Annotated in this window: 16 protein-coding genes; 5 read left to right on the top strand and 11 right to left on the bottom strand. The window is 68.3% G+C overall.

Annotated elements, in window-relative coordinates; all coding sequences use genetic code 11:
* Nucleotides 1-306 precede the first annotated feature (306 nt).
* Nucleotides 307-1,398 carry a carbohydrate kinase family protein gene (locus ABD243_RS20800; RefSeq protein ID WP_344368280.1) on the bottom strand — a complete coding sequence of 364 codons (1,092 nt, stop codon included), beginning with the start codon at nt 1,396-1,398 and terminating at the stop codon, nt 307-309.
* 207 nt (nt 1,399-1,605) lie between these two features.
* Here ABD243_RS20800 and ABD243_RS20795 point away from each other — a divergent pair, with 207 nt between their 5' ends.
* Entirely contained in the window at nt 1,606-3,051 is a 1,446-nt protein-coding gene (locus ABD243_RS20795) for a family 4 glycosyl hydrolase (RefSeq protein ID WP_344368278.1), read from the top strand.
* Between the two features lie 81 nt (nt 3,052-3,132).
* Here ABD243_RS20795 and ABD243_RS20790 read toward each other — a convergent pair whose 3' ends face one another.
* Entirely contained in the window at nt 3,133-3,660 is a 528-nt protein-coding gene (locus tag ABD243_RS20790) for a GNAT family N-acetyltransferase (protein WP_344368277.1), read from the bottom strand.
* Nucleotides 3,661-3,867: 207 nt separating this feature from the next.
* On the opposite strand from ABD243_RS20790, the gene mshA reads away from it, so the two are divergent.
* Together mshA and ABD243_RS20780 are read left to right on the top strand one after the other, a co-directional pair.
* Nucleotides 3,868-5,133: a D-inositol-3-phosphate glycosyltransferase gene (mshA, locus tag ABD243_RS20785; RefSeq protein ID WP_116765060.1), complete on the top strand. Its 1,266-nt coding sequence runs from the start codon at nt 3,868-3,870 to the stop codon at nt 5,131-5,133.
* A gap of 77 nt (nt 5,134-5,210) precedes the next feature.
* The gene (locus ABD243_RS20780; RefSeq protein WP_344368276.1) at nt 5,211-6,914 is read left to right on the top strand and encodes a formate--tetrahydrofolate ligase; all 1,704 of its coding nucleotides are present in this window, start codon (nt 5,211-5,213) and stop codon (nt 6,912-6,914) included.
* Nucleotides 6,915-7,018: 104 nt separating this feature from the next.
* Here the strand turns inward: ABD243_RS20780 and ABD243_RS20775 are convergent, their stop codons facing one another.
* The 8 genes from ABD243_RS20775 to glmS all read right to left on the bottom strand — a co-directional run bounded on the left by ABD243_RS20775 (nt 7,019) and on the right by glmS (nt 19,982).
* Entirely contained in the window at nt 7,019-8,104 is a 1,086-nt protein-coding gene (locus ABD243_RS20775; protein WP_344368275.1) for an inositol-3-phosphate synthase, read from the bottom strand.
* A 187-nt stretch (nt 8,105-8,291) separates the two neighbouring features.
* Complete coding sequence (gene mgrA / locus ABD243_RS20770; protein ID WP_344368273.1) at nt 8,292-9,329, bottom strand: L-glyceraldehyde 3-phosphate reductase; 1,038 nt, start codon at nt 9,327-9,329, stop codon at nt 8,292-8,294.
* 15 nt (nt 9,330-9,344) lie between these two features.
* Nucleotides 9,345-11,171, bottom strand: a complete 1,827-nt coding sequence (gene treZ, locus ABD243_RS20765) for a malto-oligosyltrehalose trehalohydrolase (protein WP_344368272.1) — start codon at nt 11,169-11,171, stop codon at nt 9,345-9,347.
* 77 nt (nt 11,172-11,248) lie between these two features.
* A complete protein-coding gene (treY, locus tag ABD243_RS20760) occupies nt 11,249-13,576 on the bottom strand; it encodes a malto-oligosyltrehalose synthase (protein WP_344368271.1) in 2,328 nt (775 codons plus the stop codon).
* Nucleotides 13,573-16,047, bottom strand: a complete 2,475-nt coding sequence (glgX, locus tag ABD243_RS20755) for a glycogen debranching protein GlgX (protein ID WP_344368270.1) — start codon at nt 16,045-16,047, stop codon at nt 13,573-13,575. The genes treY and glgX overlap by 4 nt, the downstream gene beginning before the upstream one ends.
* Nucleotides 16,048-16,138: 91 nt before the next feature.
* Entirely contained in the window at nt 16,139-17,665 is a 1,527-nt protein-coding gene (locus tag ABD243_RS20750; RefSeq protein ID WP_344368269.1) for an NAD(P)H-hydrate epimerase, read from the bottom strand.
* 72 nt (nt 17,666-17,737) lie between these two features.
* A complete protein-coding gene (locus ABD243_RS20745; RefSeq protein WP_024366340.1) occupies nt 17,738-18,085 on the bottom strand; it encodes a holo-ACP synthase in 348 nt (115 codons plus the stop codon).
* Nucleotides 18,086-18,089: 4 nt separating this feature from the next.
* A complete protein-coding gene (gene glmS / locus ABD243_RS20740) occupies nt 18,090-19,982 on the bottom strand; it encodes a glutamine--fructose-6-phosphate transaminase (isomerizing) (RefSeq protein ID WP_344368268.1) in 1,893 nt (630 codons plus the stop codon).
* Nucleotides 19,983-20,171: 189 nt separating this feature from the next.
* Between glmS and coaA the strand changes: the two genes are divergently transcribed.
* Nucleotides 20,172-21,137 (top strand): type I pantothenate kinase, encoded by a 966-nt coding sequence (coaA, locus tag ABD243_RS20735; RefSeq protein WP_091252054.1) that lies wholly within the window; start codon nt 20,172-20,174, stop codon nt 21,135-21,137.
* Between the two features lie 10 nt (nt 21,138-21,147).
* On the opposite strand, the gene ABD243_RS20990 is transcribed toward coaA, so the two are convergent.
* Entirely contained in the window at nt 21,148-21,732 is a 585-nt protein-coding gene (locus tag ABD243_RS20990) for a hypothetical protein (RefSeq protein ID WP_425547269.1), read from the bottom strand.
* On the opposite strand from ABD243_RS20990, the gene ABD243_RS20985 reads away from it, so the two are divergent.
* Nucleotides 21,701-22,135, top strand: a complete 435-nt coding sequence (locus tag ABD243_RS20985; protein WP_425547268.1) for a M15 family metallopeptidase — start codon at nt 21,701-21,703, stop codon at nt 22,133-22,135. The genes ABD243_RS20990 and ABD243_RS20985 overlap by 32 nt on opposite strands.
* Nucleotides 22,136-22,218: the final 83 nt, after the last annotated feature.

Here is a 22,218-nt window from a genome sequence, read left to right as displayed (position 1 = left end):
GTCCATGTCCATGCCTCGGCCTCAGAGAAGGACATGTCCGGTGGCCAACGAGAACCTACCGGACACTGCCCGTGGGACATGCTCATTCGTCGCACCCACGACCGGGCACACCGGGTCTATGTCCATGCCTCGGCCTCAGAGAACGACATGTCCGGTGGCCAACGAGAACCTACCGGACACCGCCCATGGGACATGCTCATTCTTCGCACCCACGACCGGGCACAACGGGTATCTGTCCACGCCACGATCCGGGAGGAGGACATGTCCAGTGACGGCAACCGCCCGCACCGGCACCTCCCGCAGCACCTACGCGTCGGACAGGTGCGCGATGGTCGCCGTCGCCCGCCGCTGCGCCTCGGGCGGAACATCCCGCACGATCTCTTCCAGGAAGCGGTAGCGGCGCAGCCATTGACTGGCCTGCCGTTCCTTCCGGGCGTTGGCCCGCTGCCACCAGTCGGCAATGTCCCCCCAGCCGGGTGCCGCCAGCGAGCCGCCAACCTCCTGAACGGCCAGAGCCGCGCAGAGATTCGCAAACCGCAGCCGGTCCCCGAGCGGCCAGCCGGCCAGGCAGCCGACGATGAAGGCGGCCCCGAAACAGTCCCCCGCGCCTGTGGGATCGTAGGCGGACACCGGCAGCGACGGCACCCACTCCTCTTCGCCCGTCTCGGAGTCCACGGCCATGGCTCCCTGGGGTCCAAGGGTCACGACGGCGACCGGCACCCGGTCGGCCAGCGCGTAGAGGGCCGCCCACGGGTTGTCGTGGCCAGTGAAAGCCATCGCCTCGTGCTGGTTCGGCATGAAAGCGTGGAAGTACTGCAGGTTGTCCAGCCGGGTGGAGGACCAGACACCGGACGGATCCCAGCCGACGTCGCCGAACAGCCGGACGCCGTTCTTATGCGCATCGACGGCCCAGGGCTCGAGTTCCTCCCCCAGCTCCGCCACGGCCGCGAGCGCCGGCGGCGGACAGCCGATCAGCTCGGTGGCGGAGACGGGCGCCGGGTGGCCGTGCGTCACCATGGACCTGTCCTTCTCCACGCTCAGGGATACCGTGACGGGCGAATGCCAGCCCGGCACCCGCCGGGACAGGGACAGGTCCACATGTTCCTGCCCGGCCAGGATCTTCCAGTTGTAGTCGCCGTAGCCGTCGTCGCCGAACGCGGCGGCCAGCCCGGTCCGCAGCCCCAGCCGGGCCGCGGCGATCGCCTGATTCGCGACACCGCCGGGGCAACTGCCCATCCCGTCGCTCCAGATTTCCGTTCCCGGCTGGGGTGCGTGCGGCAGCCCGGTGAAGATGATGTCCTGGAATACGGTGCCGGTCAGGAGCAAGTCGAACCCGTCCGCGGCCGAGCTGCGGACGGCAGACAGCGGGTCAAAGCGCCGCGTCGGGTTCGCGTCCATATACGGCACACTACGCCGTACCGCAGCCGAGCGAAACAGCCGCCTGCAGCGGCCCGACGGCGCCATGACCGGACCGCCAGCAGCGGCCCGACGGCGCCATGTCCAGCACCTCAGTGGCGCCCCCGGCCCGCGCCACACCCGCCGGCACTGGCCCACACCGGCCGCGCCGAGACGTGCGAAGAAGAGCGCGGAGAATAGACTGTCCGCATGCGGCTCACGATCGCCGGCGGGGGCGGGTTCCGCGTCCCCCTGGTCTACCGGGCGCTCTCTGCCGGCCCCTTCGCGGGGCTGGTGCGGGAGCTGGTGCTCTACGACGTCGATGCCGGCCGGCTGGCCGCCATCGAAGCGGTCCTGGCCTCCCTTGCACAGCAGGGTCCGCCCGGTTCCGGGCCGCAGGTCCGTACCGCATCGTCGCTCGCCGAAGCCCTCGACGGCGCCGACATGGTCTTCGCCGCGATCCGGCCCGGCGGCACGGCAGGGCGGACGGCCGACGAGCGGATCGCCCTGGACCTGGGCATTCTGGGCCAGGAAACCACCGGTGCGGGCGGCATTTCCTATGCCCTGCGGTCCATTCCGCCCATGCTGAAACTCGCGGAGGAAATGCGGAACCGCTGCCCCGAAGCCTGGCTGCTGAACTTCACCAATCCCGCCGGCATGGTCACCGAGGCCCTGGTCCCGGTACTCGGGCCCAGGGTGATCGGGATTTGCGATTCCGCCGGCGGCCTAGTGCACCGCGCGGCCCGGGCTGCCGGAGTCATGCTGTCCGAGGGCAGACTCGACGGCGTGGGCTACTACGGCCTGAACCACCTCGGCTGGCTGTGCCGGCTGGAGTCGGGGGGCCGCGATGTGCTCCCGGAACTCCTGGCGAACCCGGCCGCGCTGGCGGAGTTCGAAGAGGGTCGGCTGTTCGCGCCCGGGCTTCTTGGGGGCCTTGGCTGCCTGCCGAATGAGTACCTCTTCTACTACTACGACACCGAACGCGCAGTGGCCGGCATGCGCGGCGCGGCCCTGACCCGGGGGGAATCAATCGCCCGGCAGCAGGCCGAGCTCTATCCCCGTCTCGCAGCCGCCGGGCCCGGGGCCTTTGCGCTCTGGGAGGCCGCCCGCCGGTCACGCGAAGAGGGCTATCTCGCGGAAGCCCGCACCGGGGGCGAACGCCGTGACGAGACCGACCTCGCCGGCGGCGGCTACGAGCGGGTGGCCCTGGCGGCCATGCGCGCCTTGTCCGGGGGCGGCGAGGCCCAGCTGATCCTCAACACGGTCAACACCCTCCAGGCCGACACCGCAGTCAACACTGTCGCTGGGCCGGCCCCGGACAGCCCCGCCGCCGGCCGCGCGGCCGGGTCCGCAGTGCCGGCCGTGTCGGGGCTGCCGGCGGACGCCGTCGTCGAGGTTCCCTGCACGGTGACCCCCGACGGCGCTGTACCGGTTCCGCAGGATCTTCCGGGACCGGAGCAGCTGGCGTTGATGCGGCGGGTCAAGGACGTCGAACGGCTCGTGGTGGAGGCGGCGACGACCGGCCGCCGGGAGTCAGCCCTCGCCGCGTTCGCCCTCCATCCGCTCGTGGATTCGGAGGTCCTCGCCGGCAAACTGCTCTCCGGGTACGAGGCCGCATTCCCGGAGCTGGGCCGCCTGTGGCACCGCGGGCCGTGACGACCGCACCGTAAGTGAAGACCCGCTGGCAGCCCGGCAGCCCGGCAAGGCCGGTCAGCCCGGTTTCTACGGCCAGCCCGGCTAGAGCTTCCGATACATCACGTGGAGTCCCACATAGCCCAGTTTCGGGTGGTTGAAGGCCTCGGGAATGGTGGCGAGCACCTCGAAGCCCATGGACTTCCAGGCGGCGACGGCCCGGACATTGCTTTCCACGACCGCGTTGAACTGCATGGCCCGGAAGCCGGCGTCGCGTGCGGCGCCGAGCGAGTAGGCGCAGAGGGCCCGGGCCAGTCCGCGGCCGGCAGAGCCGGGATGGACCATGTAGCCCGCGTTGGCCACATGGCTGCCGCCGCCGCCCTGGTTGGGGTGCAGTTCGCCGGTGCCCAGGACGGCGCTGGTGTCGGAGGCGACCGCGACGAACGTCTGCCCCGGCGCCTGCTTGAACCAGCGCCCGCGGGCTTCGTCCTCGGTGGTGTCCCGGTCCCAGGTGAAGGTCTCCCCCGCCCGGATGACGGGCTCCAGGATCGCCCAGATGCCCGGCCAGTCCTCCGGTCGGGCCTGCCGGATTGTCCAGCTGCCTGCAGCATCGTGTTCTGTGGTTGCGCTCACAGCCGCCACGTTAGCAGGAGGCCGTGACTCGAGGACGGGGCAGTGAACCGGACGGTGAACGGAACCCGGAACCGTCCTCTGACCGGGCCCGCGAAAGGAACTGTGAAACCGGGCCGCAAAACGAGCTGTGAACCCGCCGCCACTTCAGGAGTAATGTTTTATCGACATGCATTTGGCAGAGAGAAATCTGCAGAGGAAAGGGGAACCGTGTCGCTGATCCGCCGCGTCGCTTTCCTTTCCCTGCACACCTCGCCCATGGAGCAGCCCGGCTCGGGTGATGCCGGTGGCATGAACGTGTACGTCCGGGCGCTGGCCGCGGCCCTTGCCGAGACCGGCGTGGAAGTGGAGATCTTCACGCGGTCCACCGCAGCCGGGCAACCCGCCGTCGAACATCCCTCCCCCGGCGTCTGCGTCCACAACGTCCTGGCCGGGCCGCCGCGGAAGCTGCCCAAAGAGGAACTCCCGGAACTGCTGCACAGCATGGTCGCCGAGATCGACCGCATCCGGCACCTGCAGCCGCACGGCCGGTACGACGTCGTCCATTCCCACTACTGGGTCTCCGGTGTGGCCGGTCTCGAGCTCGCGGAATTGTGGCGGCTCCCCCTCGTCCACACCATGCACACCATGGCCAAGGTCAAGAACCAGCTCCTCGAGTCCGGCGAACAGCCCGAACCGCGACGGCGCGAGGACGGCGAGCAGCAGATTGTCGACGGCGCCGCCCGGCTGATCGCCAATACCGGCACCGAAGCCGCGGAGCTGGTCTCGCACTACAACGCGGACATCGACCGCATCGACGTCGCGCCGCCGGGCGTAGACCTGGCCGTCTTCACGCCGGCGTTCCGGAACCGCGACAGGGCCGGGCATGGCGTGGCCCCGGGCAAGTTCCATCTCCTGTTCGCGGGACGAATCCAGCGGCTCAAAGGGCCGCAGGTCCTGATCAAGGCGGCCGCCCTCCTGCGGTCCCGGCGCCCCGACATCGACCTGCAGCTGACCATCCTGGGGGCCGTCAGCGGCGCGAAGGACTTCAATCTCAAGGCGCTGATCAGCGCCGCCGGAATGGACGACGTCGCCACCCACCACCCGCCGGTCAACGCACCGGAGCTGGCCGGCTGGTACCGGTCTGCCGACGTCGTGGTGATGCCTTCCTACAGCGAATCCTTCGGCCTGGTGGCGCTGGAGGCGCAGGCCTGCGGGACACCGGTGCTTGCCACGAAAGTGGGCGGCCTGTCCCGCGCCGTGCAGGACGGGCGCACTGGGATGCTGGTCGAGGGCCACAAAGCCAGCGACTGGGCGGATGCCCTTGAAGCTCTCTATGACGACCCCCAGACGCGCACCGACATGGGGCGCGCCGCCGCGATCCATGCGCAGGATTTCGGCTGGCAGCGCACCGCCGCAATTACGCTGGAGAGCTACCACACCGCAGTGAGCCAGTATTTTGGTACCCTGACCATCCCGGTGGGCCACACACCCTGAACCGGACCCCTCCGCCGAACCCGGGCCGGCAACACCGGGCCGGGACACCCGCCGACGCCACGAGCCGAAGGACAACGATGTCTGAGACCACCACTGCCGGGAACAACGTACCCAGCGATCTGGAAATTGCCCAGCGGGCCGTCATGAAGCCCATCGGGGAGATCGCGGCGGCTGCCGGAATCAACCCCGAGGCCCTGGAGCTCTATGGACCCTATAAGGCCAAGATCGACCCTTCGAAGCTAAACGTCGCAGCGGGCGCTGCCCCTGGAAAAGTCGTGCTCGTCTCGGCGATGTCCCCCACCCCGGCCGGCGAGGGCAAATCCACCACCACCGTCGGGCTCGCCGATTCCCTGGCCCGGGCCGGGCACCAAGTGATGATCGCGCTGCGCGAACCGTCGCTCGGGCCCATCCTTGGCATGAAAGGCGGCGCCACGGGCGGCGGCTACTCCCAGGTGCTGCCGATGGACCAGATCAACCTGCATTTCACGGGTGACTTCCACGCCATCACCTCGGCCAACAACGCGCTCATGGCCCTCGTGGACAACCACATTTTCCAAGGCAACGAACTGAACATCGACCCGCGGCGGATGACGTTCAAGCGGGTCCTGGACATGAACGACCGCTCCCTGCGCGAAGTGGTGATCGGCCTCGGCGGGCCGGCCCAGGGCATCCCGCGGCAGGACGGCTTTGACATCACCGTGGCCTCGGAGATCATGGCGGTGTTCTGCCTGGCCACGGACCTCAACGATCTGCGCGAGCGGCTGGGCCGGATCACCTTCGGGTACACCTACGACCGCCAGCCCGTCACCGTGGCCCATCTCGGTGTCCAGGGAGCCCTGACCATGCTGCTCAAGGACGCGATCAAGCCCAACCTCGTGCAGACCATCGCCGGCACACCGGCACTCGTGCACGGCGGACCCTTCGCCAACATCGCCCACGGCTGCAACTCCCTCATCGCCACCCAGACGGCGCGCAGCCTGGCGGACATCGTGGTCACCGAGGCCGGTTTCGGCGCGGACCTCGGTGCCGAGAAGTACATGGACATCAAGGCGCGGATAGCGGACGTCGCCCCGTCCGCCGTCGTCCTCGTGGCGACCGTCCGGGCGCTCAAGATGCACGGCGGCGTGGCGAAGGACCGGCTCAAGGAGCCCAACGTGGAGGCGCTGGCCGCCGGCGTCGCCAATCTCCAGCGCCACATCCGCAACGTGGAGAAGTTCGGCATCGTGCCGGTCGTGGCGGTCAACAAATTCGCCACGGACACCGCCGAGGAGCTGGACTGGCTGCTCGAGTGGTGCGCCGCGGAGGGCGTCCAGGCCGCGGTGGCCGATGTCTGGGGCCGTGGCGGAGGCGGCGACGGCGGGGACGAGCTCGCGGCGAAGGTGGCGGTCGCGCTGGACGCCCCGCACGCCTTCCGGCACCTGTACCCGCTGGACATGTCCGTCGAGGACAAGATCCGGACCATCGTGCAGGAGGTTTACGGGGCCGACGGCGTTGACTTCTCGGTGCCGGCGCTCAAACGGCTGGCCGAGATCGAGAAGAACGGCTGGTCCGGGATGCCCGTGTGCATGGCGAAGACGCAGTACTCCTTCACCGACGACGCCACCCGGCTCGGCGCCCCCAAAGGCTTCACCGTCCACGTCCGGGACCTCATCCCCAAGACCGGTGCCGGCTTCATCGTGGCCCTCACCGGCGCGGTGATGACCATGCCGGGCCTGCCCAAGGTCCCGGCAGCGATGCGGATGGACGTCGACGACGCCGGCAACCCCGTCGGCCTCTTCTAACCCGCCCCTTAAACGCCTGTTGCCCTATCACTTATGGCGGCTAAACCGGGGTTTTAAGGGCCATAAGTGATAGGGCAACGGGGGACGGGGAGGTGCGGGAGGGGTTAGCGATCCAGGTCGCCGCGGATGAAGGCCTCGACCTTTTCACGGGCGAGGTCATCGTTGAACTGCTCCGGCGGGGACTTCATGAAGTAGCTCGACGCCGAGACCAGCGGGCCGCCGATGCCGCGGTCCAGGCCGATCTTGGCGGCGCGGATGGCGTCGATGATCACGCCGGCGGAGTTGGGCGAGTCCCAGACTTCGAGCTTGTATTCCAGGGACACCGGGGCGTCACCGAAGTTGCGGCCCTCGAGTCGGACGAAAGCCCACTTGCGGTCATCGAGCCACTGGACGTAGTCCGACGGGCCGATGTGGACGTCCTTGGCTGCGAGCTCAGCCTCGACGTTGGAGGTGACGGCCTGGGTCTTGGAGATCTTCTTGGACTCGAGGCGGTCGCGCTCCAGCATGTTCTTGAAGTCCATGTTGCCGCCGACGTTCAGCTGGTACGTGCGGTCCAGCGTGACGCCGCGGTCCTCGAACAGTTTGGCCATGACGCGGTGCGTGATGGTGGCGCCGATCTGGCTCTTGATGTCATCGCCCACGATCGGCACGCCGGCGGCAGTGAACTTGTCCGCCCACTCCTTGGTGCCGGCAATGAATACGGGCAGGGCGTTGACGAACGCCACGCCGGCGTCGATGGCGCACTGGGCGTAGAACTCGGCGGCCTGCTGGGAGCCGACCGGGAGGTAGCAGACCATGACGTCAACTTTGGCGTCCTTGAGGGCCTGGACGACGTCGACCGGCTCCTCCGGGGACTGCTCGATGGTCTCGAGGTAGTACTTGCCGAGGCCGTCCAGGGTCGGGCCGCGCTGGACGGTGACACCGGTCGGCGGGACGTCGGCGATCTTGATGGTGTTGTTTTCGCTGGCCAGGATGGCGGCGGACAGGTCCTGGCCGACCTTCTTGCCGTCGACGTCGAATGCGGCGACGAACTCCACGTCGCCCACGTGGTACTGGCCGAACTGCACGTGCATGAGGCCGGGAACTGTGGCCTTGGGGTCGGCGTCCTTGTAGTACTGGACGCCCTGAACCAGCGAAGTGGCGCAGTTACCTACGCCGACGATTGCAACACGAATCGGATGTGAAGACACGGAACTCCTTTGAGGAAAGGGTGACCGGCGCGGCCGCACTCTGTTGTACTGCATCAGTTGTGCGGGCGGCAGGCGGACACGGCGCCGTAAGGCGCCCTTAGTAGTCTAATCAACACCGCCGGGACCGCGGTTGTTCCCGCGGCCCCGGCGGAGCGGACTGGTCCGCATGATTACATGACGGGCCGGGCTACTTCTGGGCCCACAGGTTGATGTCGGATTCGACGGCGAACTCATCGATCGCGTCCAGCTCATCGGCCGCGAACTCCAGGTTGTTGATCGCGGCCAGGGTGTCCTCGAGCTGCCGGACGCTGGACGCGCCGACGAGTGCGGACGTGACGGGCGAGCCCTTGCCCTGCTCCCGCAGGATCCAGGCGATGGCCATCTGCGCGAGTGTCTGGCCGCGGCCCTCGGCGATCCTGTTGAGGCCGCGCACGCGGTCCAGCTTGTCCGTGGTGATCATGGATTCGTCCAGGGACTTGTCCTGGGCAGCACGGGAGTCGGCCGGGATGCCCGTGAGGTAACGGTCGGTGAGCATGCCCTGGGCCAGCGGCGAGAACGCGATGGAACCCGCGCCCACCTGCTCCAGCGCCTCGAAGAGGTTGGGGCTGCCGTTCTCGGTCCAGCGGTTCAGCATCGAGTAGCTGGGCTGGTGGATCAGCAGCGGCGTGCCCAGCTCCTTCAGGATCCGCGCCGCCTCAAGGGTCTGTTCCGGGGTGTAGGAGGAAATGCCGGCGTAGAGCGCCCTGCCGGAACGCACGGCCTGGTCCAGGGCGCCCATGGTCTCCTCCATCGGCGTCTCCGGGTCCGGGCGGTGGCTGTAGAAAATGTCCACGTAGTCCAGGCCCATCCGGCCCAGCGACTGATCCAGGCTGGCCAACAGGTACTTGCGGGAGCCGAAGTTACCGTAGGGACCGGGCCACATGTCGTAGCCGGCCTTGCTCGAGATGATCAGCTCGTCCCGGTACGGGGCGAAATCGTCCTTGAAGTGCCGGCCGAAGTTGGTCTCGGCGCTGCCATAGGGCGGCCCATAGTTGTTGGCGAGGTCGAAGTGGGTGACGCCGAGGTCGAAGGCGCGGCGCAGGATGGCGCGCTGGATCTCGAACGGCTTGTCATCGCCGAAGTTGTGCCACAAGCCCAGGGAGATGGCCGGGAGTTTCAGGCCGCTGCGCCCCACGCGGCGGTAAGGCATGGAGTCATAGCGGGTATCAGCTGCCAAATAAGTCATACGTCATATCCTGCCCTAGTTTGTAAGGATCGCGGCGCTGTGGCCGGGGAGGTGGAGGCGTCCGGCGGCCGGCTCCCCGCCCGAAGTCGGGCCGGCACCCGGATCCAGCCGCACGCCGTCGTCGGTCGCCAGGGCGATGGCGCCCGCGCTGACCGGGACGCGCCGCGCCTCGCCGGAGAAGTTCATCGCCACCTCGGTGCCGCCGCGCCGGAACAGCAGCCAGCCCTCTTCCTCGCTGACTACGGTGACGGTGTCCTGGAATCCGGGCTCCGTCAGGTCCGGCGTCGTGCGGCGCAGCGCGATCAGCGCCCGGTACAGCTCCAGGAGCCGGGCATGGTCCCCCTCGGAGGCCTCGGCCCAGTTGAGCTTGGACCGGGTGAAGGTTTGCGGATCCTGCGGATCGGGCACGACGGAGGGGTCCCACCCCATGCGCTCGAACTCCCTGATCCGGCCTTCGGCCGTCGCCTTGCCCAGTTCCGGTTCCGGGTGGGAGGTGAAGAACTGCCACGGGGTGCTGGCCCCGTATTCCTCGCCCATGAAGAGCATGGGCGTGAACGGCGACGTCAAGGTGGCGACGGCGGCGAGCGCGAGCTGCCCGTAGCCCAGGGTCTGGGACAGCCGGTCCCCGGTGGCCCGGTTCCCGATCTGGTCGTGGTTCTGGCTGCACACCACCAGCGCAGCGGGGTGGACCAGGGCCGGGTTGATGGGCCGTCCGTGGTGCCGGCCGCGGAAGCTGGAGAAACTGCCGTCGTGGAAGAACCCGCGTTCCAAAACCTTGGCGAGCGCTCCCAGCGAGTCGAAGTCCGCGTAGTAGCCCGTGGTTTCGCCGCTGACGTTGACGTGGACGGCGTGGTGGAAGTCGTCGCTCCACTGCCCGGCCAGCCCGTAGCCGTTGACGTCCCGCGGGTAGAGCAGGCGCGGGTTGTTCAGGTCCGATTCCGCGATCATGGTGGCCGGGCGGCCCGTCTCCGCCGAGACGGCGTCCGCGAGGGCGCCGAAGTCCTCCAGGAGGTGCACGGCGCGCTCGTCCTTGAAGGCGTGCACGGCGTCCAGCCGCAGGCCGTCCACATGGTAGTCGCGCAGCCACATGGCGGCGTTGTCCAGGATGTAGCGGCGCACCTCGTCGGACTCCGCGCCGTCCAGGTTGACGGAGTCGCCCCACGTGTTGCCCTCCCCCGACTTCAGGTAGGGCCCGAACCGCGGGAGGTAGTTTCCGCTGGGTCCGAGGTGGTTGTAGACCACGTCCTGGATAACGCCAAGGCCGGCGACGTGCGCGGCGTCCACGAAGCGCTGGTACGCCGCGGGTCCGCCATAGCCTTCGTGCACGGCGTACCACTGAACGCCGTCATAGCCCCAGTTGTGGGTGCCGTTGAACCCGTTGACCGGCAGGAGTTCCACGAAGTCGATGCCCAGCTCCGCCAGGTACTGCAGCCTTCCTGCCGCGGCGTCCAGCGTTCCTTCCGGGGTGAAGGTGCCCACGTGGAGTTCGTAAATGACGGCGCCTTTGAGCTCCCGTCCCGCCCACTGGCCGTCCGCCCATTGGTGATGGCCGGCGTCGAACGTGCGCGAGAGTGCGTGCACGCCCTCCGGCTGGCGGCGGGAGCGCGGGTCCGGCAGCGGAATGGAGTCCCCGTCCAGCAGGTACCCGTAGTCCACGTCCCCGGAGGCGGGCGCCCCGGGGACGGTCCACCACCCGTCACCGGCAGTGCCGCCGCCGCTGTCAGTGCCGCCGCCGGGCCGCCGGGTCATGGGGTACTCCCGACCATCGGCAAGCAGCGTCACCGTGCCCGCTTCCGGCGCCCAGAGGTCGAAGCGCGCGCTTCCGTGTGCAGGCAAGGTCATCGTCATGCTCCGTTCCGCTGTCCGGGGAATCAGCTTTTCGGGAAGATCGTTTTCAGGAATACCGTCGCAGGAATACGTCAGGCCGCCGGCACCAGCAGAGCTACAGGGTAGTCCCGCAGGATCTCCCCCACCGCTACGGGGCCGGGGCCGAAGGTCCTGCCGGTCAGTTCGTCGGTCATGGCGGCGGCGAACCGGACGGACGTGTCCTGCCATCCGCCGCGCTGCTCAAGTCCGCGGGGCAGCCGGGTGGCAAGCGTGAGGGCACCCGGGGTTGAGGCGGTTCCGCGGTCAAAGGCGAGCAGGTGCGCTGCTGCGGCGCCGGTGGCGGTAACCGGCACGTACCCGGTGAACAGCTCCGGCCGGTCCCGCCGCAGGCGCAGGGCCCGGGAGGTGACGAGGAGTTTCGCCGCGTCGTCCAGGAACGACGCCGGCCGGTCACCGGCGTCGAGGGCGGCGAGGGCACGCCGGCGCTCACCGAAGTCGAACGGCCGCCGGTTGTCCGGATCCGTCAGCGACCGGTCCCAAAACTCGGTGCCCTGGTACACGTCCGGCACCCCGGGCATGGTGAGCTGGACGAGTTTGGCGCCCAGCGAGTTGACGGCACCGTACGGCGCCAGCAGCGCCACCAGGGACTCCAGCTCAGCCGTCACCTCCGGGGTGTCGAACGCGGCGTCGACGGCGGCGGCCAGCTTCGCTTCGAACGCCTCGTCCGGATCGATCCAGTTGGTCGAGTTCCCGGCTTCGCGGGCGGCTTTTTGCGCGTAGGACTGCAAACGGTCGCGGTCCGCGGGCCATACGCCTGCGACGGCCTGCCACAGCAGGTTGGCCAGGGGCCCGTCCGGCAGGGGCGCCAGCTTCTGCAGCCGCTTCAGGGAGGCCTGCCACTCTGGCGCCAGTTCCGCCAGGACCGAGATCCGGGCGCGGGTATCCTCGCTGCGCTTGGTGTCGTGGGTGCTGAGCGTCGTCATGGACAGCGGGAGCTCGGCCTGGCGGCGGGCCATCCGGGTGTGGAACTCCTCCGGGGCAACGGCGAATTCCGTGGGGTCGGCGCCCACTTCGGTCAGGGTGCCCAGCCGGGTGTAGCGGAAGAACGCGGTGTCTTCCACGCCCTTGGCCATGACCATGCCGGAGGTCTGCTGGAAGCGGAGGCCGAGCTCGGCATCGGGTTCAGGGCCGGCCTCCAGCAGCAGCGGAAGGAGGATTCCGACGGCTTCCCCGAGGTCCGGGCGGCGCCGGACAGCCAGCTCGCAGGCCTCCCGGAGCACGTCGGCCCCTTCGGGCAGGTAGCTGCGGTAGACAGGGAACGCCGCGATGATCTCGGAGAGAGCATCCGCCGCGGCATCCTGGGCCAGCCCTGCAGCAGCCGGAACCAGCCGCGCCAGCCGGAGCATTTCCGAGTGCAGGATCCCGTCGGTGATCCTGCGCTTGGTGCCGCGGATCATGTCGTCGTAGTCGGCAGCCTGCCCGCCGCGCAGTTCGGCGTCGAGCGCGTCGAGCACCCCCTGGCCGGCGGGGTCGACGAACACCCGGTCCACGTCCGCGAGGGCGTCGTAACCGGTGGTGCCCTCGCACTCGAAGCCGGCCGGCAGCACCTCGCCCGGTTCCAGGATCTTCTCGATCAGGAGGTAGCTGCCGTCTGTGGCCTTGCGCAGCCGGTGCAGGTAGCCTTCCGGGTCGGCGAGGCCGTCCGGGTGGTCGATCCGCAGCCCGTCAACGAGTCCCTCCCGGACCCAGCGCACAACTTCAGCGTGGGCTTCATCGAAGACCTCGGGGAGCTCCACCCGGATCCCGGCCAGGCTGTTGACGGCAAAGAACCTGCGGTAGTTCAAGTCCTTGTCCGCCCGGCGCCAGCCGATCAGCTCGTAGTGCTGCCGGTCGTGGACCTCGCGGGGATCATCCCCCTCCGTGTAGCTGCCCTCGGCGAGCGGGAAGCGGTGGTCGTAGTAGCGCAGTTCACCGTCACGGATCTCCAGCGCGTCCACGTCCGAGTCCTCCCCGAGCACGGGGATCCGGACCCGGCCGCCGCCAAAGTCCCAGTCGACGTCGAACGCCTGGGCGTAGCGGGACTGCTGCCCTTCCTTCAGGAGGGACCACCACCATGGGTTCTGGGCCGGGGTCGCGACGCCGACATGGTTGGGCACGATGTCCACGAGCACGCCCATGCCGGCTTCCCGGGCCGCGGCGGAGGCCGCCAGCAGGCCGGCCGCGCCGCCCCGGTCCGGATCGATGGCCGAAGGATCCGTGACGTCGTAGCCGTGGTCCGAACCTTTTTCCGCCGTCAGGATCGGCGAAAGATAGATCCAGTCCACGCCCAGGGACTTCAGGTACGGCACGGTCTGTGCGGCGTCCTGCAGGGTAAAGCCGGGACGGATCTGGAGCCGGTACGTCGAGACGGGCGTCCTCATGAGGCAGGGCCCTTCCTGGACCGCGGCTTCTTGGCCGGGGCCGCCTTGGGGTTTGCGGCCGCCTTGGACGAGCCGCGTTTGGCCGGAGCCGCCTTCGCCGGTGCGGGATCGGCCGGAGCGGGATCGGCCGGAGCGGGATCCTGCTCGGGCGCCGGGTCCGGCTCAGGCGTCGGATCGGCCTGCGAGGCCTCAGGCTCGGGCGCGACCGCGACCTCCTCGGCCGGAGCCTCGGGAGCAGCAGGCGCCGCCGGAACCTCCGCAGCCGGGACCTGGGCTGCAGCGGGTGCAGCCGGAGCCGCTTCCGCGGGGGCCTCGGCCCGGGCGGCCAGGGATGCCGCGGCGGAGTAATCCACCTCAACCTCCGGGCCCGAGTAGGCGCGCAGGACCACGAGGGACTTCGCCGCCAGCTTCAGGGCGGACCCGGCCTTGAGCGGCTGGTCCGTGTCTGCCTGGTCGGCGGTGTCCACCACGACGTCCCAGAACGGCGAGTACTCCTCGGCCGGGAGCAGGAAGTCGACGTGGTCGTCATGGGCGTTGAACGCCAGCAGGAAACTGTCGTCAGTGATCCGGCGTCCGCGGGAGTCCTGTTCCTGGATGCCGTGGCCGTTGTAGAACACGCCGATGGTCCGGCCGAAGCCGCTGTCCCAGTCCTCCGGCAGCATTTCCTTGCCGTCGGTGTTGAGCCAGACGATATCCGGGAGCTTCTCGCCCTCGCCGCGGCGGACGGGGCGGCCGTCGAAGAAGCGGCTGCGCCGGAAGATCGGGTGGTCGCGGCGGATCTTGTTGACCACGGCGGTGAACTCCACCAGCGGCTGGTCCATGTCATCCCAGTGCACCCAGCTCAGTTCCGAGTCCTGGCAGTAGGTGTTGTTGTTGCCCTGCTGGGTGCGGCCCAGCTCGTCGCCGTGCAGGATCATCGGAACGCCCTGGGACAGCAGGAGGGTCGCAATGAAGTTCCGCTGCTGGCGGGCGCGCAAGGTCAGTACGGCGTCGTCCTCGGTCTCGCCTTCCGCGCCGCAGTTCCAGGAGCGGTTGTGCGATTCGCCGTCGTTGTTGCCTTCACCGTTGGCGTCGTTGCGCTTCTCGTTGTAGGACACGAGGTCGCGCATTGTGAACCCGTCGTGGGCGGTAACGAAGTTGATGGAAGCCACCGGGCGCCGGGCAGAGCTCTCGTAGAGGTCGGCCGAACCGGTCAGCCGCGAGGCGAACTCACCGAGCGTGGCCGGTTCGCCGCGCCAGAAGTCACGGACGGTGTCGCGGTATTTGCCGTTCCATTCGGTCCACTGCGGCGGGAAGTTGCCCACCTGGTAGCCACCGGGCCCCACGTCCCACGGTTCGGCGATCAGTTTGACCTGGGAAACGATCGGATCCTGCTGGATCAGTTCGAAGAAGGTGGAGAGCTTGTCGACGTCGTAGAACTCGCGGGCCAGGGTGGACGCGAGGTCGAAGCGGAACCCGTCCACGTGCATTTCCGTGACCCAGTAGCGCAGGGAGTCCATGAGCAGCTGCAGGGAGTGCGGGTGCCGGACGTTGAGCGAGTTTCCGGTGCCGGTGTAGTCCATGTAGTGCTTCAGGTCGCCGTCCACCAGCCGGTAGTAGGCGGCGTTGTCGATGCCCTTGAAGGACAGCGTGGGGCCGAGGTGGTTGCCTTCTGCCGTGTGGTTGTAGACCACGTCCAGGATCACTTCGATGCCGGCCTTGTGCAGGTCCCGGACCATCGCCTTGAACTCCTGGACCTGATGTCCGACGTCGCCGGAGGAGCTGTAGGTGTTCTGCGGGGCGAAGAAACCAATGGTGTTGTAGCCCCAGTAGTTGGTGAGGCCCTTCTCCACGAGGGTGCCGTCATTGACGAACTGGTGCACGGGCATGAGCTCGACCGCGGTGATCCCGAGCTTCTTGAGGTGCTCGATCACGGCGGGATGGGACACGCCGGCATAGGTGCCGCGCTGCTCCTCCGGGACCTCCGGGTGCAGCTCGGTCAGGCCCTTGACGTGGGCTTCGTAGATGACCGATTCGTGGTACGGGATGCGCAGCTGGCGGTCGCCGTCCCAGTCAAAGAACGGGTTGATGACGACACCGTGCATGGTGTGCGGAGCCGAATCGGTGTCATTGCGGGACATGGGGTCACCGAAGTTATAGGAAAACAGTGCCGGGTCCCAGTCGATCTGGCCCTGGATGGCCTTGGCGTACGGGTCCATCAGCAGCTTGCTGGGGTTGAACCGGTTGCCTTTGTCAGGATCGTATTCTCCGTACACCCGGTAGCCGTACTTCTGTCCGGGCTGGACTTGCGGCAGGTAGCAGTGCCACACGTAGCCGTCCACTTCGGTCAGTTCGATCCGGGTTTCGCTCAGGTCGTCAGTCAGGAGGCACAGTTCCACGCGCTCGGCGCGCTCGCTGAAAAGGGCGAAGTTGGTGCCAGTGCCGTCAAAAGTGGCTCCCAGCGGGTAAGCCGTTCCGGGCCAGACTTCCATGTGTACTCCTCGTGCGTGACGAATATTCTCTAGACAGACTACTTGTAAGTAAGATTAGTATTTGTCCGGGCGCACTGAACGCGCCCGATTGTTACAGCTCCCGCATCACCTCCCGCGCCGCATCGGCAATGCCGCTGGCCGTTACCGGTCCCCCGCCGGAGGCCCGCACGCCGGCGCGGCCGTGGATGCTGGCCGCCATCGCCGCGATCGCGGCCCATCTGGCGTCAGGATCGATGCCTTGGTCACCGAAGCGCCCGACGTCGGCACCCACCTGGGCAAGCAGCCCGCCGATAATTCCCGCCAGGACGTCCCCGCTGCCGGCCGTGGCCAGCCACGGGGTGGCTTCCGCTTGGCTGAAGAAGTCCTGAAAGGGGGAGGCAACAAGGGTCGTGGCGCCTTTGAGCAGCACCGTCGCTTCGGTCAGCCCCGCAGCGCGCCGCACCGCGCTGAGCGTGGATGCTTCTACCGCGGAACGGTCCAATGAAACCCCGAGGCGCTCAAGCAATGCGGACAGTTCGCCGGCGTGGGGTGTGAGGATCACTTGCGGGGCCAGCACTTCAGGCAGGGCGGGCAACGCGCCGGCGTCGGCGATCGTCGGCAGGCCCGAGTCTGCGGCGTCGCGGGCGCGCTGCAACTGCTGTTCATCGGAGTCATCCAGTCCGGAGCCAACGAGCCAGGCCTGAACGTGCGTGTCGGCCACGGCGCCTGCGCTGCAAACGACCTCGGGGCAGGATTGCCGGACGAGGTCGGCGACGTCCGGCGGCCCAAGGTAGCGCACCATTCCGACGCCGGCAGCCAGGGCGCCCTTGCAGGCGAGCACGGCGGCGCCGGGGTAGGCGCTGGAGCCTGCGACCACCCCAAGCACTCCCCTGGAGTACTTGTGGGCCCGCCGCTCCGGGCGCGGGAGGAGAGCCGAAAGGTCTCGGGCCTCAAGCCGTCGCAGGGCCGGCCATGGCAGCGCTAATTCGATTCCAATCGGTATGACCCGCACGCGGCCTGCTGAGTCGGCACCGGGGTCCGCGAGCAGACCGGCCTTGGCGGCACCGAATGTGACCGTCAGATCGGCGGCGAGGACCGGCGCGTGCGCCTCTCCGGAGTCCGCGTCGACGCCGCTGGGGATGTCGCAGGCCACCACGAGGTCCGGCCGGGAGCGGCTCAGGGCCTCGATCAGCGCGGCGGCCGGGCCGCGCAGTCCGCCCTGGGCGCCGGTTCCCAGGATTGCGTCGATCACGACGTCTGCGCCGCCGGCCATCGCGGCGAGTTCGGCCGCGTTATCCCCGGTGAGGGTCACGGCGTATCCGCCGGCCTTCCGGAAGGCCGCCAGCCCCGCGTCGTGGGCGTCGCCGGCGGTGAGCACCGCCGTCGTCCGCATGCCGCGGCCGGCCAGCAGCGCGGCGGCGAAGAGCCCGTCGCCGCCGTTGTTGCCCTTGCCCGCCAGCACGGCCACGCTGGAGCCGTACAGCCGCTGACCGCGGCCGCGCAATGCGCTGATGACGGCGTTGGCGAGGCCGTAGGCGGCCCGCTGCATGAGAACAGCGCCCGCACCGGGGCCCAGGGCGTCGTCGAGAAATGGTTTCTCGGCTTCTCGTACCTGTGTTCCGGTGTAGGCGCTGATCATGGTTTCAGTCCGTTCGCGGTGCGGTCGCTGGGGAATGCCTGGCGCGCAGGCTGGTCCTGGCGGGCGGCCGGCTCAGCCTTCCGCGATCACGGTCGCGGTGGCGATCCCGCCGTCGTGGCTCATCGACAGGTGCCAGCGTTTGACGCCCTTCGACTCCGCCACGGCCAGCACCGTGCCTTTGACCTGGACCGTGGGGCCGTTCTGGTCCAGCCCGATCCAGCAGTCCTGCCAGTTCATGCCGGCCGGTGCCCCGAGCACTTTGGCCACGGCTTCTTTGGCGGCGAACCGTGCGGCGAGGGACCGCGTGTTCAGTTCCCGCTCGGCCGGGACGAACAGCCTGTCGCGCAGCCCGGGGGTGCGCTCGAGCTGCCGCCCGAACCGCTCAATGTCTACGACGTCTACGCCAATGCCAACGATCATGGCGTTATTCTACGGTCACGCTCTTGGCCAGGTTGCGCGGCTGGTCCACGTCGTATCCCTTGGCTGAGGCGAGTGCGAGGGCGAAGATCTGCAGCGGAACCGTTGCGAGAAGCGGCGCCAGGAGCGTGGGGGTCTCCGGGATGTAGAAGACGTGCTCGGCATACGCCTTGACGGCCTCGTCCCCTTCTTCCGCGATCACGATGGTCCGGGCACCGCGGGCGCGGACTTCCTGGATGTTCGAGACCACCTTGGAGTGCAGCGAGTCGCGGCCGCGCGGGGACGGGACCACCACGAAGACCGGCTGGCCTTCCTCGATCAGTGCGATCGGGCCGTGCTTGAGCTCGCCGGCGGCAAAGCCCTCGGCGTGGATGTAGGCGAGCTCCTTGAGCTTCAGGGCACCTTCCATCGCTACCGGGAAGCCGACGTGGCGGCCCAGGAACAGCACGGACTTGGCGTCGGCCATGGACCGGCCGAGTTCCTTGATCTGGGCCTCGTTGTCCAGGATGTGCTGGATCTTGGCCGGAATCTTGCCGAGGTCGGCCAGGATGTCCTTGATCTCGCCCTGGAACTTGTTACCGCGCAGCTGTGCCAAATAAAGGCCCAGCAGGTAGGCGGCGGTGATCTGGGCGAGGAACGCCTTAGTCGAGGCCACGGCGATCTCCGGTCCGGCGTGTGTGTAGAGCACGGCGTCGGATTCCCGCGGGATGGTGGATCCGTTGGTGTTGCAGATGGAGACCGTCTTGGCGCCCTGTTCCTTGGCGTAGCGGACGGCCATGAGGGTGTCCATGGTCTCGCCCGACTGGGAGATGGAGACAATCAGGGTGTTCTCGTCCACGATCGGATCCCGGTAACGGAATTCGTGCGAGAGTTCGACCTCGGTGGGGATCCGGCACCAGTGCTCGATCGCGTACTTCGCCACCTGTCCGGCGTAGGCGGAAGTGCCGCAGGCCAGGACGATGATCTTGTTGACGTTCTTGAGCAGTTCCGGGTCAACCCGGAGCTCGTCGAGCGTCAGCCGGCCGTGGATGTCGGAGCGGCCCAGCAGGGTCTGCAGCACGGCGTCCGGCTGGTCGTGGATTTCCTTTTCCATGAAGGACGGGAAGCCGCCCTTTTCCGCGGAGGCCGGGTCCCAGTTGACGTGGTATTCCTTGCCTTCGGCGGGGGCGCCATAGAAGTCCGTGATCTCCACGGAGTCGGCGGTGATCGTGACGATCTGGTCCTGACCGAGTTCCACGGCACGCCGGGTGTAGTCGATGAAGCCGGAGACGTCGGAGCCGAGGAAGTTCTCGCCGTCGCCCAGGCCCACCACGAGCGGAGAGTTGCGGCGCGCTGCGACCACTACGTCCGGCTGGTCGGCGTGGACGGCCAGGAGGGTGAAGGCGCCTTCGAGCCGCTGGCAGGCAAGCTGCATGGCCCGGGTGAGGCCGCCCTTGGCAGCGTCACCGCCGATCTGGTTCCGGTAGATGTCGCCCAGCAGCGCGGCGGCCACCTCGGTGTCGGTCTCGGACTGGAAGATGACGCCCTTGCGCAGGAGTTCCTGCTTGAGTTCGGCAAAGTTCTCGATGATGCCGTTGTGGATCAGTGCCAGCTTGCCGCCGTCGGACAGGTGCGGGTGGGCGTTCTGGTCCGTCGGGCCGCCGTGCGTTGCCCAGCGCGTGTGGCCGATGCCTGTCAGCGATTCGGGCAACGGGCTGGTCTCGAGCTCGGCGATCAGGTTGCTCAGCTTGCCCGACTTCTTCCGGGAAGAAATGGTGCCGTCGGCAACCACTGCAATTCCCGCTGAGTCGTAGCCGCGGTACTCCAGGCGCCGCAATCCTTCAAGGACAACGTCCAAGGCATTGTGTCCAGCATTTACCCGGCCATCTGAGTGGCCCACATATCCAACGATTCCACACATGGGGTCAAGCCTAGCGGGTTTCCGGGAGGAAGGACGTGGGACAGGGCCGTGCGGACGCTTCGACGCGGGGCCGGTGCTGCGCCGGTGGTGCGCCGTGGCAGGGCCGCCGCGGGCCCGCGGCGGCCCCGTTCCGGCTCCCACCGGGCCGTCCATTTCGCTCTCGGCGTCGTGAGGGGCAGAATCTCTAGGGTGACTTTGCAACGCAATGAAGCGACCGGGGAAGGTGTCTCCCCGTTCGTGGAGCTGGACCGGCAGACCTGGTCCCGGCTCGCTGCCCAGATGGAGCAGCCCCTTAATGAAGAGGACGTGGTCCGCCTTCGTGGCCTCGGGGACCCCCTCGATATCAAGGAAGTGCGCGAGGTCTACCTGCCGCTCTCCAGGCTCCTGCACCTGTACGTGGAGGCCGCCGGCCAACTGCATGCCGCCACCACAACGTTCCTTGGCGAGACCACCCAGCGCACGCCGTTCGTGATCGGTGTTGCCGGTTCGGTGGCCGTCGGCAAGTCCACCATCGCCCGCGTGCTGCGGGAAATGCTCCGGCGCTGGCCGGGCACCCCCAACGTGGAGCTCATCACGACGGACGGGTTCCTCTATCCCCTGGCTGAGCTCAAGCGCCGGCAGCTGCTGGAGCGCAAGGGTTTCCCGGAGTCGTACGACCGCCGCGCTCTGCTGCGTTTCGTGAGCGAAATCAAGGGCGGCGCCGAGGAAGTCCGGGCGCCGTGGTACTCCCACGTGACCTATGACATTGTCCCGGGCAAGGAAGTGGTGGTCCGCCGGCCGGACGTCCTGATTGTCGAGGGACTGAACGTCCTGGCCCCGGCCCGGGCACGGCAGGACGGCCGGCAGGGCCTCGCTCTGAGCGATTTCTTCGACTTCTCCATCTACGTCGACGCCAAGACCTCGTATATCGAGGAGTGGTACGTGGACCGCTTCCGCAAGCTGCGGAGCACCGCCTTCGCGCAGCCGGAATCCTACTTCCACCGCTACGCCACGCTCTCCGATGCCGAGGCTGAACAGACCGCGCGCGAGATCTGGAAGCGCATCAACGAGCCCAACCTCGAGGAAAATGTCCTCCCGACCCGGGGCCGGGCGCAACTGGTTCTGACCAAGGATGCCGACCACTCCATCCGGCGGATGCTGCTGAGGAAGGTCTAGCACACATGTGCTACGACGGCGGGGGCGAATCGATCGGACGGCAATCGGCCGGACCGGATTCGCCAAGCCGCCGGGCGTTCAACCGCCTCCTGATGGCAGGCACCGGTCTCACGGCCCTGAGCGCCTGCACTCCGGCCCCGGCATCCGCGCCCGCTTCAGCACCGGCCGGCATACCGGCACCGACGCCGGGGCTCAGCCCGGGCATCGGCACCGGGGCGCCGACAGCTGCGACGTCGAGCTCTCCGTCGCCAAATGCGCCGTCGGCGGCACCCGTTCCGGAAAGCACGACGGCGGCGGCCACGCCTCCGACGCCGGCGGCCGCACCGTCGTCGAAGGCAGCGCCGTCGAAGGCACCGCCGTCGAAGGCACCGCCGTCGGCCTCAGCGCGGGGGCCGCAGCATTCACTGACGGACCCCGGCAGCCCGTGGGTAATCGTCAACAAGCACCGGCCGCTCTTCCCCGCCACCTTTGTGCCGCCGGACCTCGTCCGGCCGTCCGTCCGCTTGGCCACCTCCGGCGAGGCGGCACTGCTGAATAGCACGACGGCGGCAGCGGCGGAGAAGATGTTCGCTGCCGCGGCTGCCGACGGCGTCATTATCACCCTGGCCAGCGGGTACCGTTCGTTCAGGACGCAAACGGCAACATACGGCAGCTACGTGCGCACCCGGGGCCGGGCCGAGGCCGACACCGCTTCGGCGCGGCCGGGCTACTCCGAACACCAGACCGGCTGGTCCTTCGACATCGGCGACGGCGGCGGGGCATGCAGCTTCCAGCCCTGCTTCGCCCAGCAGCAGGCGGCGGTCTGGGCCAAGGCCAACGCGCACCGCTTCGGCTTCGTGGTCCGCTACCCGTGGATGCTCCACGAGATCACGGGCTACTACTACGAGCCCTGGCACCTGCGCTACATCGGCGTCGCGGCTGCAACGGACATGTCCACCCGTGGAATTGCCACCTTGGAGCAGTATTTCGGCCTGGAAGCCGCACCGGGGTATCTCTAGAGGTATTAAGGAGTGCCGACACAGCACACGGCCGCGCCGATTTTCCCCACTTTTGCCACCACGACGGCGGTACACGCCGGCGC

It is taken from the genome of Arthrobacter humicola, assembly GCF_039531445.1.
In the GTDB taxonomy this organism is placed as follows: Bacteria; Actinomycetota; Actinomycetes; order Actinomycetales; family Micrococcaceae; genus Arthrobacter; species Arthrobacter humicola.
The sequence above is the reverse complement of the archived record's forward strand: the minus strand, read 5'-3'. Positions and strand labels throughout refer to the sequence as shown.

Excerpts from the sequence above, each read along its gene's own strand:
- ABD243_RS20780 (WP_344368276.1), top strand. The coding sequence starts at position 5,211 with ATGTCTGAGACCACCACTGCCGGGAACAACGTACCCAGCGATCTGGAA.
- ABD243_RS20750 (WP_344368269.1), bottom strand. The coding sequence starts at position 17,665 with ATGATCAGCGCCTACACCGGAACACAGGTACGAGAAGCCGAGAAACCA.
- ABD243_RS20990 (WP_425547269.1), bottom strand. The coding sequence starts at position 21,732 with ATGACGCCGTCGGCAGCCGCGGCAGCGAACATCTTCTCCGCCGCTGCC.
- ABD243_RS20985 (WP_425547268.1), top strand. The coding sequence starts at position 21,701 with ATGTTCGCTGCCGCGGCTGCCGACGGCGTCATTATCACCCTGGCCAGC.
- ABD243_RS20745 (WP_024366340.1), bottom strand. The coding sequence starts at position 18,085 with ATGATCGTTGGCATTGGCGTAGACGTCGTAGACATTGAGCGGTTCGGG.
- treZ (WP_344368272.1), bottom strand. The coding sequence starts at position 11,171 with ATGACCTTGCCTGCACACGGAAGCGCGCGCTTCGACCTCTGGGCGCCG.
- ABD243_RS20800 (WP_344368280.1), bottom strand. The coding sequence starts at position 1,398 with ATGGACGCGAACCCGACGCGGCGCTTTGACCCGCTGTCTGCCGTCCGC.
- ABD243_RS20795 (WP_344368278.1), top strand. The coding sequence starts at position 1,606 with ATGCGGCTCACGATCGCCGGCGGGGGCGGGTTCCGCGTCCCCCTGGTC.
- glgX (WP_344368270.1), bottom strand. The coding sequence starts at position 16,047 with ATGGAAGTCTGGCCCGGAACGGCTTACCCGCTGGGAGCCACTTTTGAC.
- mgrA (WP_344368273.1), bottom strand. The coding sequence starts at position 9,329 with ATGACTTATTTGGCAGCTGATACCCGCTATGACTCCATGCCTTACCGC.
- treY (WP_344368271.1), bottom strand. The coding sequence starts at position 13,576 with ATGAGGACGCCCGTCTCGACGTACCGGCTCCAGATCCGTCCCGGCTTT.
- glmS (WP_344368268.1), bottom strand. The coding sequence starts at position 19,982 with ATGTGTGGAATCGTTGGATATGTGGGCCACTCAGATGGCCGGGTAAAT.